The sequence below is a fragment of the Paenibacillus sp. TY11 genome (assembly GCF_059772165.1).
Window position 1 is genome coordinate 89,793 of record NZ_JCBAIQ010000002.1, and the last position, 13,572, is coordinate 103,364.

16 protein-coding genes are annotated in these 13,572 nt (G+C 47.6%); 3 read left to right on the plus strand and 13 right to left on the minus strand.

The features are described 5' to 3' along the window. Positions 1 to 4 precede the first annotated feature (4 nt). The 4 genes from spoIIAB to AC6EJC_RS02590 all read right to left on the minus strand — a co-directional run bounded on the left by spoIIAB (position 5) and on the right by AC6EJC_RS02590 (position 3,970). Complete coding sequence (spoIIAB, locus tag AC6EJC_RS02575) at positions 5 to 460, minus strand: anti-sigma F factor (protein WP_013310781.1); 456 nt, start codon at positions 458 to 460, stop codon at positions 5 to 7. After that, positions 457 to 810, minus strand: coding sequence for an anti-sigma F factor antagonist (gene spoIIAA, locus AC6EJC_RS02580; protein WP_444952601.1), 354 nt, complete (start codon positions 808 to 810; stop codon positions 457 to 459). Before spoIIAA ends, spoIIAB begins: the two co-directional genes overlap by 4 nt. A gap of 96 nt (positions 811 to 906) precedes the next feature. Further along, positions 907 to 2,100, minus strand: a complete 1,194-nt coding sequence (locus AC6EJC_RS02585) for a D-alanyl-D-alanine carboxypeptidase family protein (protein ID WP_444952602.1) — start codon at positions 2,098 to 2,100, stop codon at positions 907 to 909. A gap of 226 nt (positions 2,101 to 2,326) precedes the next feature. Then, positions 2,327 to 3,970 (minus strand): glycosyl hydrolase family 28-related protein, encoded by a 1,644-nt coding sequence (locus AC6EJC_RS02590; RefSeq protein WP_444952603.1) that lies wholly within the window; start codon positions 3,968 to 3,970, stop codon positions 2,327 to 2,329. 205 nt (positions 3,971 to 4,175) lie between these two features. On the opposite strand from AC6EJC_RS02590, the gene AC6EJC_RS02595 reads away from it, so the two are divergent. Next, entirely contained in the window at positions 4,176 to 5,387 is a 1,212-nt protein-coding gene (locus tag AC6EJC_RS02595) for an O-antigen ligase family protein (RefSeq protein WP_444952604.1), read from the plus strand. Positions 5,388 to 5,511: 124 nt separating this feature from the next. Here AC6EJC_RS02595 and AC6EJC_RS02600 read toward each other — a convergent pair whose 3' ends face one another. The 7 genes from AC6EJC_RS02600 to AC6EJC_RS02630 form a co-directional block, all read right to left on the minus strand. Further along, positions 5,512 to 6,336, minus strand: coding sequence for a purine-nucleoside phosphorylase (locus tag AC6EJC_RS02600; RefSeq protein ID WP_444952605.1), 825 nt, complete (start codon positions 6,334 to 6,336; stop codon positions 5,512 to 5,514). A gap of 72 nt (positions 6,337 to 6,408) precedes the next feature. After that, a complete protein-coding gene (xerD, locus tag AC6EJC_RS02605; RefSeq protein ID WP_444952606.1) occupies positions 6,409 to 7,353 on the minus strand; it encodes a site-specific tyrosine recombinase XerD in 945 nt (314 codons plus the stop codon). Between the two features lie 47 nt (positions 7,354 to 7,400). Further along, entirely contained in the window at positions 7,401 to 7,643 is a 243-nt protein-coding gene (locus AC6EJC_RS02610) for a YqzK family protein (protein WP_444952607.1), read from the minus strand. A gap of 166 nt (positions 7,644 to 7,809) precedes the next feature. Continuing rightward, positions 7,810 to 8,307, minus strand: a complete 498-nt coding sequence (fur, locus tag AC6EJC_RS02615; RefSeq protein WP_444952608.1) for a ferric iron uptake transcriptional regulator — start codon at positions 8,305 to 8,307, stop codon at positions 7,810 to 7,812. 100 nt (positions 8,308 to 8,407) lie between these two features. Next, positions 8,408 to 9,061, minus strand: coding sequence for a stage II sporulation protein M (spoIIM, locus tag AC6EJC_RS02620; RefSeq protein WP_444952609.1), 654 nt, complete (start codon positions 9,059 to 9,061; stop codon positions 8,408 to 8,410). A gap of 188 nt (positions 9,062 to 9,249) precedes the next feature. Beyond that, positions 9,250 to 10,446 carry an endonuclease Q family protein gene (locus tag AC6EJC_RS02625; protein WP_444952610.1) on the minus strand — a complete coding sequence of 399 codons (1,197 nt, stop codon included), beginning with the start codon at positions 10,444 to 10,446 and terminating at the stop codon, positions 9,250 to 9,252. A gap of 4 nt (positions 10,447 to 10,450) precedes the next feature. Next, on the minus strand, positions 10,451 to 11,062 hold the full coding sequence (locus AC6EJC_RS02630; RefSeq protein ID WP_444952611.1) for an NUDIX domain-containing protein: 612 nt from the start codon (positions 11,060 to 11,062) through the stop codon (positions 10,451 to 10,453). Between the two features lie 125 nt (positions 11,063 to 11,187). Here AC6EJC_RS02630 and mciZ point away from each other — a divergent pair, with 125 nt between their 5' ends. Beyond that, positions 11,188 to 11,331, plus strand: a complete 144-nt coding sequence (mciZ, locus tag AC6EJC_RS02635; protein WP_444952612.1) for a Z-ring formation inhibitor MciZ — start codon at positions 11,188 to 11,190, stop codon at positions 11,329 to 11,331. A 71-nt stretch (positions 11,332 to 11,402) separates the two neighbouring features. Here mciZ and AC6EJC_RS02640 read toward each other — a convergent pair whose 3' ends face one another. Next, the gene (locus tag AC6EJC_RS02640) at positions 11,403 to 12,536 is read right to left on the minus strand and encodes a tripeptidase T (protein ID WP_444952613.1); all 1,134 of its coding nucleotides are present in this window, start codon (positions 12,534 to 12,536) and stop codon (positions 11,403 to 11,405) included. A gap of 85 nt (positions 12,537 to 12,621) precedes the next feature. On the opposite strand from AC6EJC_RS02640, the gene prli42 reads away from it, so the two are divergent. Beyond that, the gene (gene prli42, locus AC6EJC_RS02645) at positions 12,622 to 12,726 is read left to right on the plus strand and encodes a stressosome-associated protein Prli42 (RefSeq protein ID WP_444952614.1); all 105 of its coding nucleotides are present in this window, start codon (positions 12,622 to 12,624) and stop codon (positions 12,724 to 12,726) included. Positions 12,727 to 12,844: 118 nt separating this feature from the next. On the opposite strand, the gene lipB is transcribed toward prli42, so the two are convergent. Further along, the gene (gene lipB / locus AC6EJC_RS02650; protein WP_444952615.1) at positions 12,845 to 13,543 is read right to left on the minus strand and encodes a lipoyl(octanoyl) transferase LipB; all 699 of its coding nucleotides are present in this window, start codon (positions 13,541 to 13,543) and stop codon (positions 12,845 to 12,847) included. Positions 13,544 to 13,572: the final 29 nt, after the last annotated feature.

The window sequence follows — 13,572 nt, forward strand, 5'->3', positions numbered from 1 at the left end:
ACTCCTAATTATATAAAGCTTTCTTGGATTCAATCCTTTTCTTCATCCGGACCGACGTGCCTCCGCCCGGCTCACTGACTGCTTCAAACTCATCCATGAAATTTTCCATAATAGTAAAGCCCATGCCGGAGCGTTCCAATTCAGGTTTGGACGTATATAGAGGCTGCTTGGCCAGCTCCAGATCCTCAATTCCCCGTCCTGCGTCCTCAACGACCAACGTTATCACGTCCGCTTCAATCCCCACTTTAATCGTTACGACACCTGACGGGTCGCTGTCATAGCCGTGAATAATACTGTTTGTCACCGCTTCAGACACCACGGTTTTCAAATCGCTTAGCTCATCCATTGTGGGATCAAGCCTGGAGATAAAGGCCGCGACAGCCACGCGGGCAAATGCTTCATTCTCGGATTTGGCGGCAAACTGTAAGCTCATGAAATTGTTTCCCGTGCCTTCTCTCATGACACAACCTCCAGTTCCGTGAGCGCATTTCCCTCATTGTCATATATGGGCATGATTTTAAACAACCCTGACATATCCAGCAGTCGGTGTACTGGCGGATTGACATCACAGATTGCCATTTTCCCGCCCTTTTGCTTGATCAGTTTGTACCGTCCCAAGATAACGCCAAGGCCGGAGCTGTCCATGAACTGAAGATTCTTCAGGCTGAGCACGATATGCTCGCATTGCTGGCGCTGAATCGCCTCATCCATTTGCATACGGACCATGTCCGACGTATGGTGATCAAGCTCACCAGACAGCCTTACAATCAGTACCCCCCGGTGATGCTCCATTTCAATTTGCAGGTTCATGCTTACTCACTCTCCTCCCGGTCTTGGACAAGGATTTCTACGTAGCCGCAGACGATTCCTGCCCTCCGACAAAACTAGAAGAAAACCCCGTAAAATCTACAAAGAAAATAGGTTCGACATGGTACGTTTAAACAATTTCCACCATCCGGCCTTTTCTATAGCCACAGGCGAAGTGATATTAAACTCCTTCAGCCGTTGTCCATCCTGATAGACGACCAGCTTACCGACTGGGTCACCAGCCCGGACAGGAGCCTTAAGGCTTGGGGCCAGTTGCAGCTCATGACGCAACGTTTGTTTGTTGCCACCTTTTTTCACCAGCACACTGTAAGAACGGTCAGCCTGAATTTTCAGCTCTGGCAATACGCCTTTTTCAACTTTTACACTTCCCAGCAATTCACCCGGCTTGTATATGGATTTCATTGTATATTGAGAAAATGCGTAGTCGAACATGGAAGATACTTCATTGTTGCGTATCTTCGTATTCGGCTCACCGAGCACGACCGCTACGACGCGTAAGCCATCACGCTTGGCAGTAGCGGAAAGACAGAACTTTGCTTCTGCCGTATAGCCTGTTTTCAGCCCGTCTGCTCCGGTATAGAAACGGACAAGCTTATTCGTATTCACCAGCCAAAAGGGTTTGACCGAGGATTTGCGCAAATAGTCCTGATAGGCTCCCGTATATTTCGTAATTTGCGGGTATTTCAACAACTCCCGGCTCATAACCGCAATATCATGCGCAGAAGAATAGTGATTTTCTACCGGTAAACCGTTGCAATTGGCAAAATGCGTATCCTTGAGCCCGAGCTGCTGCACCTTAGCGTTCATCATATCGACAAAAGCCTGCTCAGACCCTGCAATTTTCTCAGCCATCGCCACAGAGGCATCGTTGCCGGAAGCCATCGCAATTCCCTTCAGCATCTCATCGACCGTCATTTCTTCTCCAGGCTCCAAGAAAATTTGCGAGCCCCCCATTGAAGATGCATACTCGCTGGCCCGCACTTTATCGGTCAGCTTGAGCTTGCCATCATGAATGGCCTCCATTGTCAGCAACATCGTCATAATCTTGGTGATGCTCGCTGGAGGAAGCTTTTCACGACTGTTTTTTTCATAGATGACCGTGCCCGTATCTGCATCCATCAGGATCGCCGAGAGAGCCTCGGGAGCCAGCTCAGCCGCTGATCCCTCTTTGGTTTTGCTTTCAGGTCTGCTTTCTTCGGCCCAACCGCCGACAGGGACGGCAGTCAAGGCTACCAGGCAAGCCAGGATGAACGCCACCACTTTTTTCTTCACAATCGGTTCCCTCCTCAACATATTGGCGTAAAGCACCGGAGCCCATTTACTTACCCCTCCGGCCTATTCGCGTGCTGCTAACCATTGTCGTCAGAATGAAAGAAAAATATTCCATATGACTGAAAACATCAAATAGCACCACGCTGAGTCAGCATGGTGCGTATTTTCCAATATATAAAATGACAGTACATCTATCGTTCTGTGAAATCGTCTGTAAAATAATCGTTTAAATTCGGCTAACGGTGAGATATGTAATACCTCCACCCGGTAGAATATCCATTGTATTTTGACTGAACACCCGTATATCAATAAAAGCATTCGCTTCCAGTCTAAGTTCCATTGCTCCACTCAATGCACTATAGTTCAGTCCACCAATTACCCTGTCATCGAGATAAGCATAGGCGGAACTCCCGGCAACCTGTTCATCATTCAGGTGAAGCGCCAGCCGTGTGCGGTTACCATCCACTTGGGGATCGGTCGAAATGTAGACTTGTATTCTATATTTCCCAGCCCGCTTGGCCCGCCATCGGCTATTCGCCGCATCGAATTCGGTCAGCTCATCTTGGTTGATTTGATTGAACTTCACCTTCTGCCAGCTACCTGCGGGGAGATTTTGCCTTGTTCCCAGGTAGGCTTTGACAAAGGTTTCATCCAAATGCTCAATACCGTTGTTCGAATATTTCTCCACCAGCAACAAAGCCTGCCCTGTCCCATTATTCTCGTCATAACGATTATTGCTGTAGCTAAAATCCAAATGTGAGCGAAGGGTCACCTGCTGTGTGGAAGAGCTGCCAGAGAAAGAAATAAGCTGCTTTAGATTACGGGGATACCCGCCCACCTCATCCACCAAAACTTTTTTGCCAATGACCACATCCACAAAATAGTTACATACGGATTGGGTGTCATCGTATTTGTCCGCTATCGCCAAAATGGAGTCGCGCAGGGCAACATTTTTTGTTTCTTTGGTAGCACCAATTTGAATAAAAGAAGGCACCGTCATCTTATGCTGTCTGCTTAATCCCTCAAACCAGCAGCCTATAAATTCAGCGTTCATAAAATCATTAATTAGAATGGGAATATCACTTGAACTCCCATCCTTAATGTGCTGGCTAGCCATAAATCTGGCCCCGTTGGAGCTATTCAGATCCAGCGCCGTATCGTTCCCCAATGTAAAAAGCGCAATGCTTGTAAACTGTGAACTTCTGTTTTGCAAGTGAATCCCTGTTTTATTGTAATTAATTTCAGTGCATTTAAAAAAATTCACATCACTTTCGTAGCCCCAAAAAGCCGTTTCAAAATGCTCAATTAGCACGTTATCTAGGGTAACTCCGCCGCCCTTCCAATCCTGAATCCCCAATGTGCCTTTGCCATAATACCCGCGCTTCACCGACTGAGAAAACGGATTATTTAATGTGGCTCTGTCGGCCCCCTCATACCGGATCGACAAGTCATGAAACTGCACATTTTGAAAGCCGCTAAACGATGGTAGACTCTCGTCTCCAATTTGAAAACAAGGACCCGCACCATAATATTCAATCGACGTTACTCCCTTACCTTGTCGGTATCTGCCTTTATGAATGCCAAAAATGCGTACACCCTGCTTGCGAATCTGTAGGGTAGAGGTTATTTTGTATCGTCCACTGGGGATGCGAAGAATAGAATAATCGGGGGTTTTATTAATCAAATCTTGCAAAGCCGCCGTGTCGTCCTGAATACCATCACCAACAGCTCCAAACCAACTTACGCTTACACTGCGTTCAATGAATTCTTTTTCAATGGTTTTAAAATTGTCATTCAATTGCTGCGGCGTTAACTCTTTGCCCGTACCACTCAAATTCAACTTCAAACGATCTGTAAAATGATCCGCCACCCGAACACCCCCATTTTTAAAAACGGTGAAAAGCGTCTTTCAGACAAAGCTGAAAAATTCTTCATTTTCTTAGCATGGACTGAGTATATGCACATTAGGGCTCGCTCTAGGCTTAAGAAAAATGAAAATAAATATTTTATTATTATTGTACAAGAAGATACATTTTGTATATTATAGATACATAACGTATCTAGGCGGTGAAACCGTGAAACACGTACTCACAGTAGCTGGTTTACTGGCTTTTTCGATTCCCTATGCCTGTCAGGGGTTCTCCCCCAGAGTTATAACGATTTCCCTGCTTATCCTGTTGTTCAGCTATACCATGCTGCTGCCTTCACTTAAGGCATTGATCGCAACTTTAGCCGACAATCCGTTGCTGACTTTACTCATAATGTACATCGCCGCCTCCTTCTTATGGGCTGAACAAGAGCAGACCTCTTCCTTGCTAATGGTTCTCAAATTCCTTGCCTTCTCTACCTTTGGGCTCTATCTGGTCACCCACTATACAACACAGGGCTGCATTCGCCTCTTAGTCGTTACGTTAAGTATTTTGAGCATACTCAATCTACTCGCCGTTTTGCTCGTTCCCTCCTTTGCCATTCATGGTGGCGTAGAACATACTGGGCTGTGGAAGGGCATCTCCGGTCATAAAAATACACTTGGAACTCTCTCTCTGTTAAGTTTTGTTTCACATGTCATTTACTTTTTCAGGGGAACACGCAAAATTTTGCATATTGGTTTTATCTTGCTCAATGCCTTATTGCTCATCGAGTGCCAATCTACCACCTCTTTGGTGCTGACATCTTCGCTCTTCGTATTTATTCTGTTTATATTGCTATTCAAAAGAATTCGAAGCATCGCGTTGCGCGGTTTCTTCATTAGCTGTTCCTGCTTGCTCGTTCTTTTGAGTTTGGTATTGACCTTTACTTATGGAGATGCGATTGCATCGGAATTCGGAAAAACAACAACCTTAACTGGAAGAACCGAAATCTGGCAAGGGATTGATGGTGCTATTCAGAGCCATTACTGGTTCGGCCATGGTTACGGCTCCTTCTGGGCAGCCCGGCCCAGCATCTATGCCAACGGTATCCGATTTGATCTGACAAGCAGCCATAGCGGTTTCCGGGATCTGTGGATCGATGTGGGCCTAATAGGACTACTCGCAACGATTACACTCGCCATAACTACTTTATTTAAATTCAGAATTGGCAAAACAGATATGTATACATGGCTGACGGCAGCGGTTTTTTTCCTGTTCATCGTATTGAACAATATAACGGATAGCCGTTTTCTGAACTCACTATCCATTTACTGGGTTATTTTTATGGTTATTGTGATTAAAGTACAAGAACGACATAGACTGGCTGTAGCTGAACAAGCGAATTCGATTGCAATGAGCACACGCCCTCTTCATTAAGAGATAATACTTAGTTCAACCGCTGTATGTAAAAAGAACCCCGTATCCCACGCCATCAAAAGGCGCTCGGATATGGGGTTCTTTGGATATATGTCCACCGCTTCGATTGAATATGATGCCCAATCTACATTTGTGGAATAATCGCCAGTACAAGTTTCAAAAATTGTTCACGTACCTTCTCTGCGGTTTCCATCACTTCACCATGGGACAAAGGCTGATCCAGAATGCCTGCGGCCATGTTCGTGATACAGGAGAAGCCCAGTACCTCAATACCCGCATGACGGGCTACAATAACCTCAGACACGGTCGACATCCCTACAGCATCTGCACCCAGTGTACGCAGCATGACGATTTCAGCAGGCGTTTCATAGTTAGGCCCCAGCAATCCGGCATATACACCCTCCTGCAGGCTGAATCCCTGTTGGGTAGCCGTTTGTTTGGCAATTTCACGCAAGCGGCGGCTGTACGCCTCCGACATGTCTGGGAAACGAACACCCAGACCGGCATCGTTCGGACCGATCAGCGGATTTTGTCCCGTCAGATTAAGATGATCCGAGATGACCATCAGATCGCCCGCTTCGTAGGAAGTATTTACACCACCTGCCGCATTCGTTACCAGCAGACTTTGAATCCCCAACTGCTTCATAACCCGAACAGGGAAAGCCGTCAGTTGCGGGCCATAGCCCTCGTACATATGGAAGCGCCCTTTCATCATGACTACAGCGCGACCTTCAATAGTGCCTAACAGTAATTCCCCCTCGTGGCCTTCTACCGTCGATACGGGAAAATGGGGAATATCCTGATAAGGAATACTCATTCCATCCTGAATCAAATCGGCCAGAATACCGAGACCCGATCCCAGAATAAGACCAATCTCTGGACGAATTCCGCTCTTAGCACGGATATAATCTGCTGCTTCCTGAATCGTAGCTTGGTTGGCTGTTGACATTAATATCTCTCCTGACTTGTACAATCGTAAAGTTATAGTCATTATCACATTTTCTATGACAGCAAAGCGTCGTTACGTTCGATCCTTGCTTTCATGAGAAGTGCGGTTGCCGCCGTGCGGGTGATGCTTTTCATATACTTCCTTCATATTCCGTCTGGCCGTCTGCGCATATACCTGCGTCGTTGACAGATCAGCATGACCCAGCATTTCCTGTACAGAGCGTAAGTCCGCTCCGCCCTCCAGCATATGTACCGCAAAAGAATGCCGTAGCGTATGGGGCGTGATATCCTCGCTTATGCCTGCTTCCTGACCGTACTTCTTAATCATTTTCCAGAAGCCTTGTCTACTGAGACGCTGGCCAGATACATTCAAGAACAAGGCTTCCTGCTCTGCCTGAGCTTCTTCACCCTGCCCGGATCGCAGCAACGATGGACGCTGCTCGTCCATATAGGCTTGTGCCCACTGTGATGCCTCTCGACTGATCGGTACAACACGTTCCTTGCCCGCCTTGCCGCCACAGTGCACAAAGCGCAGATCGGTGCGTACATCACGCACGTTCAGGGCAATCAGCTCCGATACGCGGATGCCTGTCGCATACAGCAACTCCAGCATCGCCTTGTCTCGCACCCCTTGCGGGGCAGTCACATCCGGCGCTGCCAGCAAACGCTCTATCTCATCCTGCGTTAGCACCGAGGGCTTCTTTTTAGTCGCTTTGGGCAGCTCCAGCAGAACGGACGGATCATGAATCGTAATTCCCTCCCGGATGAGAAAATGAAAAAAGGAGCGAATGGAGGCAACGCTACGTGAAATCGTCGCCGTGGCTTTTCCCTGTTCCTTCAAACGTCCCAAATACAGTACCAGATGTGACCGTTGGACGTTGTCCGGCTGGTCAATGCCACAGCTTTCTGCGAACTCGGCAAACTGCTGTACGTCTCGTTGATACGCTTCCAATGTGCTGCGCGATAAGCCCTTTTCCTCTTCCATGTATTGAACGAAAGGTTGAATATACATTTTCATGAGTTCCAAAAGTCTCCTTGTTCTGCATTCAAGAGCGATTACATAGGCTATTCACCATACCAGTAAAAGAAACGTAAACGTTCCAACACCACCATTCGATGCTCGGACCCTTCATTCATTTTTTGTCCGCCAAATACCTTAACTGCATGTCCTTCCGGTATTCGGTAATGATCTACAGGTGTTATCCAATCTGTAAACAGCCTGAGGCTATAAAAGAACATACATGCCAACACCCCGAACAATATCACCAAACGCAGCCATTTTAGTCCTCTCCGTAACGATAGTACCATGTGGATCAGCCGCCTTTTCCCATAATATAGTCCCTATTAGGGCTCTCTATGGAAGGGTATGACAAGCTATTCCTTTTTATACCGCTTGATCCCATACAGCAGATTCCGAACCAAAAAAGCTCTCCCGAACGCGTCTTCGTCGGTGAGAGCTTGGGTAGTCAGCTTATTAGTCCTGAGATTTGTTTTTCCTAGTTTTGCCCAAAGATTTCTGAGCGGTCGTATCGTTCTTCGCCTTACAACGATAACAAATACCGTGGAAGTCCAAACGATGATCCACTACGGTAAAATTATATTCCCGTTCCAGACGCTCTTCCAACGGTCCAAGCCAATCTTCCAGTATTTCATCTACACTGCCGCACTGCACACATATCAAATGGTGGTGGTGATGTTTGGTCGTATCGCCGCGTAAATCATAACGCGCAACGCCATCACCAAAATTAATTTTCTCCACGACATGCAGTTCACTTAGCAGTTCTAGGGTACGGTATACGGTTGCCAGACCGATCTCGGGAGCTTTCTCTTTGACGAGCATAAATACATCTTCCGCACTCAGATGATCATCTTCGTTCTCAAGTAAAACTCTGACGGTGGCTTCCCGCTGAGGCGTTAGTTTGTAGCCCTGGGATTGCAATTGCTGCTTAATTTTTTCGATCCGTGCTTCCATGTGTCTCCCTCCCCCTGCAAAGCTACTGCCTACTGCACTTTTTTTCACTCCTATTATTATAGGGGGTCTATACAAATAAAGTCAAACATTTTGAAACGGATCAAGATGACACGGAAGCTGTCAGCATGGGAGTGACCCATTGCATCATAACCGGGGTGATCCAAGTTTCAAAAGACGCGCTACCGATGAGAAGCACCATCATCACTGCAGTCAATCCTGCGTAAGACAGCAACGGACGCAACATCCCGTCCGACGGCCGAGTAGCGAGTATTTTGGTTTTGATCATATGAATGGAAAAAGTCATCGCAGCCACACTACAGACGAGCAGTATCGGAATCACGAGCAGGTTATGGGGAGCAACTGAAACCAAAGAAAATAGCAGTCCTTTCCACGAATATTGGCCTACCATGTAACCTACTGAGAATCCGATCAGCACACCCTTGAGGAAATTCAATACAAGAATGCCCGGGAGACCGATGACCGAAAGGCCGCACACCCAAATTAGGCCGACCCATTTCAGATGTAGAGATACGCTATCCCAAAAGGTCGAGGCCGCCTGTGAATCAGCAAAGCCCTGTTCGTTTTGATTGACCGTCACAAAAAAATCCTTCAGGTAACGGGACAAATCCTGTAACTGCTCCAGCGAGAGTGCGTTCACCATGAGTGCGCCAAAGACGACTCCCACCAGAAACAGCACAGCCAAGAAAACATAATACGGCGTCTGATCCTTTAACGTATGACGAAACCATTGCATCGGCGTCCTGCCCCTTTCATCTGCTTGTTTGTCCAAAAAACAACCGTAATCCGACGGCTGATGGCTAGAAATGGGGCAGCTTTCGCTGCAGATCAAACATCACGAATGATGTGCCAAGCCAACGGCATAGATATTTTATGGTTATGAACAAGCAGACGCTGATATGCCTTTATAGGGACAAGACTTTACTAGGATTTGGATATTTTTCCGTATGTTCCACCACCACCAGATACAAGCGCCAGACGCCCCTCGCGTGAAAGCACGATTTGCTCTGCCAGCACTTTTCCAACGACTGCTACCAACTCCTCCTGTGTAACCTCATGTAAAATATTCATTTCTGTTCCGAATGCTGCCAATAGCTGGTTCAGCTTGGCTTTGCCCAAACCTGGAATAAACTCCAGTGGAATCTGGTAAATATACGGCGGACGATAGGAGGGAATCACCGGCTGTTCACGGTCGGCAATGCTCCATATTCGATCCAGCACACCTCGCACCAGCTTGGTATGACCACAGTCAGGACAACGTTCGTCTGCCATCTGTTGCTCGTCAATAATCGTACCGCAGCTTTGACAGTAAGAACGATGGTATTTGCCCAGTTTCGGATTTAATCCGTAGTTGGCACACACCCGTCGTCCTTCCCTCCGCTCCAAAGCCATTCTGAATTCATCAAAACACGGCTTCGTCAGCGATAATTTGTTGTATTCTCGTCCGATTTTCCCAAGTGAATGGGCATCTGAATTCGTGAGAAAGCTGAAGCGATCCAGCTCCGAAATTAAACCAGCCATAGATGAATCTGCGCTCAGCCCCAGCTCCACTCCACTAATGAGATCCATATCCAGCAGTTCCTCCATACGGGCCGCAGAACTGCCATAAATGCCCTTATGAGGAGTGAACACGTGCGCAGGCACCATAATGCCTCCACGTCCGTAAATTTGCTGCTGCAACTCGCGTGGCGGTGCGTAGATTCGTTGTGAACTGAGATTAACATTTTTCATATGCCGGGTCAGCCATTGTGTAAAATCCTCCATCGCCGCCAGATCAGGAAAATAGGCCAGTACGTGCGCCTCGGGACGACCTTCAGCCCGTATTTCCAGCTCCGTGCCAAGGAGAATAACCGTATCCCGGTATGCGATGCCGCCGCCGCTGATTTCCTTCATTTCACCTGTGTGCAAATAGGTACGGATATCTTCCTGTACATTAGGCGCATGGCAGTCAATGATCCCGATCAGCCCAATCCCTTTGCGACCGGAGGCTTCCTTGGCTATGTTGGCAAAGGTCAGATCGCGGCTGCCGCTAATTTTGACCGGATCTCCCTTCTCTGTTCTGCCAATATGAATATGCAGGTCTGCAAAGTAGTCGTTAAGTTCTACTATATTTTCATCCATCCGCTTAGAAGCTCCCTGTATGTTGGCGGAGTTGCCATGCATAGACGGCCAGAATCGTTTTGGCATCACTAATCCGTCCTTCACGAATGAGCGTCTGTGCTTCTTCCAGCGTCACCTCAAACAGCTCCAGAAATTCATCCTCATCCGGTTCCATCTCACCTAACTCCAGTTCTTCGGCCACATACAGATGAATGATTTCATCCGCAAAGCCAGGGGATGTATAAAAGGAGTGTAGTAGCTTCAGCGACTTGGCAGTATAACCTGTCTCTTCTCTCAGCTCACGTCCCGCTGCTTCCATCGGGTCTTCGCCCCGCTCCAGCTTGCCTGCAGGAATTTCAACCTCACAGCGCCCCATAGCTTGTCTGTACTGGTCCACGACCAGCATTTTCCCCTTATGCAGAGCCAAAACAGCCACCGCACCTGGATGTTTTACGATTTCACGCTTTCCAGTGGAGCCATCGGGAAGCTCTACCGTGTCTACCTGTAACGTAATGACCTTTCCTTCAAAGATAGGCTGTGTGGACACGGTCTTTTCCTCCAGCGCAGGGTTGGAATAAGGTTTGCGATGTGCATCGTTTGTTTGATGGTTCACTTGTTCGTTCGTTTGGTCGTTCATCAGGTATGTTTCCTCCTTCGTATCTATCTTTCCTTATTAATTATCGCCAACGTTAGTCTAACTTGTCCACTTCGGACATATGCTGGTGGTAGGATAACAAACTTCCTGTTATAAGGAGATGCAGAATGAAAAGCTACCGTACCGAAACCGCCCTCCATATCGTCGGTAAAGCCTGGCAGATTCAAGCACTCTTGCGTCAATGGCAAAAGGAACACGGACCTACTGCCACCATCGCTTCGCTAACTGTTCCAAAAAAGGTTCAGGTTTAAAGACGAGGAACACCGTTCCTGTCTTTAACCTGAACCTTTTTTCGGTATGCTGCAAGTGTATGATGAAAGTTTTACTTTATGGTTTCTTGAATCAGAGCTACGACTACTTCAGCAACCTTCACCAGGTCATCGGCCTTAATCTTTTCCTCTGTTGTATGGATGTTCTGGTAGCCCACAGCCAAATTCACCGTTGGAATTCCAAGCCCGTTGAATACATTAGCATCTGAGCCACCACCGGAATGGAAGGTCGGCGTTGCCAGTCCCAGTCCTTGAATTGCACGCTGTGCAACCTGTACAACTTCATCATGCTCCGTAAAGCTGAATGCCGGATAGATGACCTCACTGCGGAACTCTCCCTGTGCACCAAATTCACGCGTGGTGGTTTCCAGCGCTTCACGCATATGCTGGATTTGATGATTAACCTTTTCCTGCACAATGCTACGTGCCTCTGCACGGATCAGCACAAAATCGCATACAACATTCGTCGCGCCGCCGCCCTCGAAACTGCCGATGTTAGCGGTCGTTTCCTTATCAATCCGTCCCAGTTTCATATTAGAAATTGCTTTAGAAGCGACTTGAATGGCACTTATGCCATCTTCAGGATTTACCCCCGCATGAGCGGACTTCCCAGTAATCTTCATTTCAATACGTGCCTGCGTTGGGGCAGCTATACAAATGGAGCCGACTTCGCCATTAGAATCCAAAGCATATCCGAAATCAGAATCCAGCACTTCCGGCTTCATCGCCCGTGCACCCATCAAACCCGATTCCTCACCAGCCGTAATCACGAACTGGATTTGACCATGGGGAATGTTCTGCTCGCGCACGACACGAATCGCCTCGAATAGAGCAGCAATTCCCGCCTTGTCGTCCGACCCCAGAATCGTTGAACCGTCACTACGAATCCAGCCATCCTCACCCAACTGCGGCTTAATGCCTTTGCCTGGGGTAACGGTATCCATGTGGCAGGTAAAAAATAATTTAGGCGCTTTCTCCACACCTTCCGCTTTCCAGGTGACGATCAGATTGCCTGAGCCATGTCCAGTTCTTTCGCGAGAATCGTCTTCCATTACTTCCAGCCCGAGTGCATTAAACTTTTCTTTCAGAACACGTGATATTTCCTGCTCATACTTCGTTTCACTATCCACCTGTACGAGTTCCATAAATTCCTGTACGATTCGGTCTTTTACTACTTTTACTGTCATTAAACTTTCCTCTCTTTCCCGATTACGCTACAATACGGATAGATGTTCTTATCTATGACTTAAACCTATCCTAAAGGAGTTACACATGCCGAACAAAAAATGGGTTCGTTTTTTCGTCTACATTATGCTCGCAGCTATGATTGGTTCTACGCTGTTCATGGTGATTGAGCCGTTTATTATGCCACTATAATAACTACTCGCTCAAGGTATTGGCCGCTCCAAGGTCCATTGAAGCTATGAGTGGACGAGCTGTTGCGTAAGCAAACAGGCGGGCTTCCGTGTAAATCACACAATAGCCCGCCTGACCTTTATTGGAAGGAATGCTTTTGCCATTGCGCAGCAAATGAAAATTGCTGTTCAAAGTACGGTACAATTTCCTTCGCAATCTGCTCCACCGAAAAAGGCTGCTGTGTGCAGTCCTCCAATGATGTCACACCGTATTCCTGAATTCCGCACGGGACAATGCCTTCAAAGCCCTCATGCTGTATCCCTGACTTGATGTTAAAGGCAAAGCCATGGCTGGTTATGAAGCCCCGACGGTGCTTACACTTGTTGAATTTGACACCAATGGCCGCAATTTTAAGATTCCCGATCCATACCCCCGTATATTCAGGCTTACGGCTCCCTTCAATCCCATAAGATGCCAACAACCGAATGATCACTTCTTCCAGACTTCGAAGGTATCCATGCAGATTCAGCGCCTCCCGGTTGCCAAGCATAAGTAGGGGATATCCGACAAGTTGCCCCGGCCCATGATATGTAATGTCTCCCCCACGGTCAATCTGAAAGACGCTGATTCCCTGCTCCTTCAGTTGCTCTGGTGTGAGGAGCAAGTGCTCAGGATGCCGCTGGGAACCAATCGTGTAGGTCGGTGGATGCTGGAGAAGCATAAGCGTTTCTCTTGTCTCTCCCGCATCCAGCTTTCCCACAATCTCCTTCTGGACATCCCATGCATGGGCATATTCCATCCTATTCGTATAGGTTACATCAAGCGGTCGTCTGTTCACGGCCTGTCACTTCCTCTCCGTCCATTTAC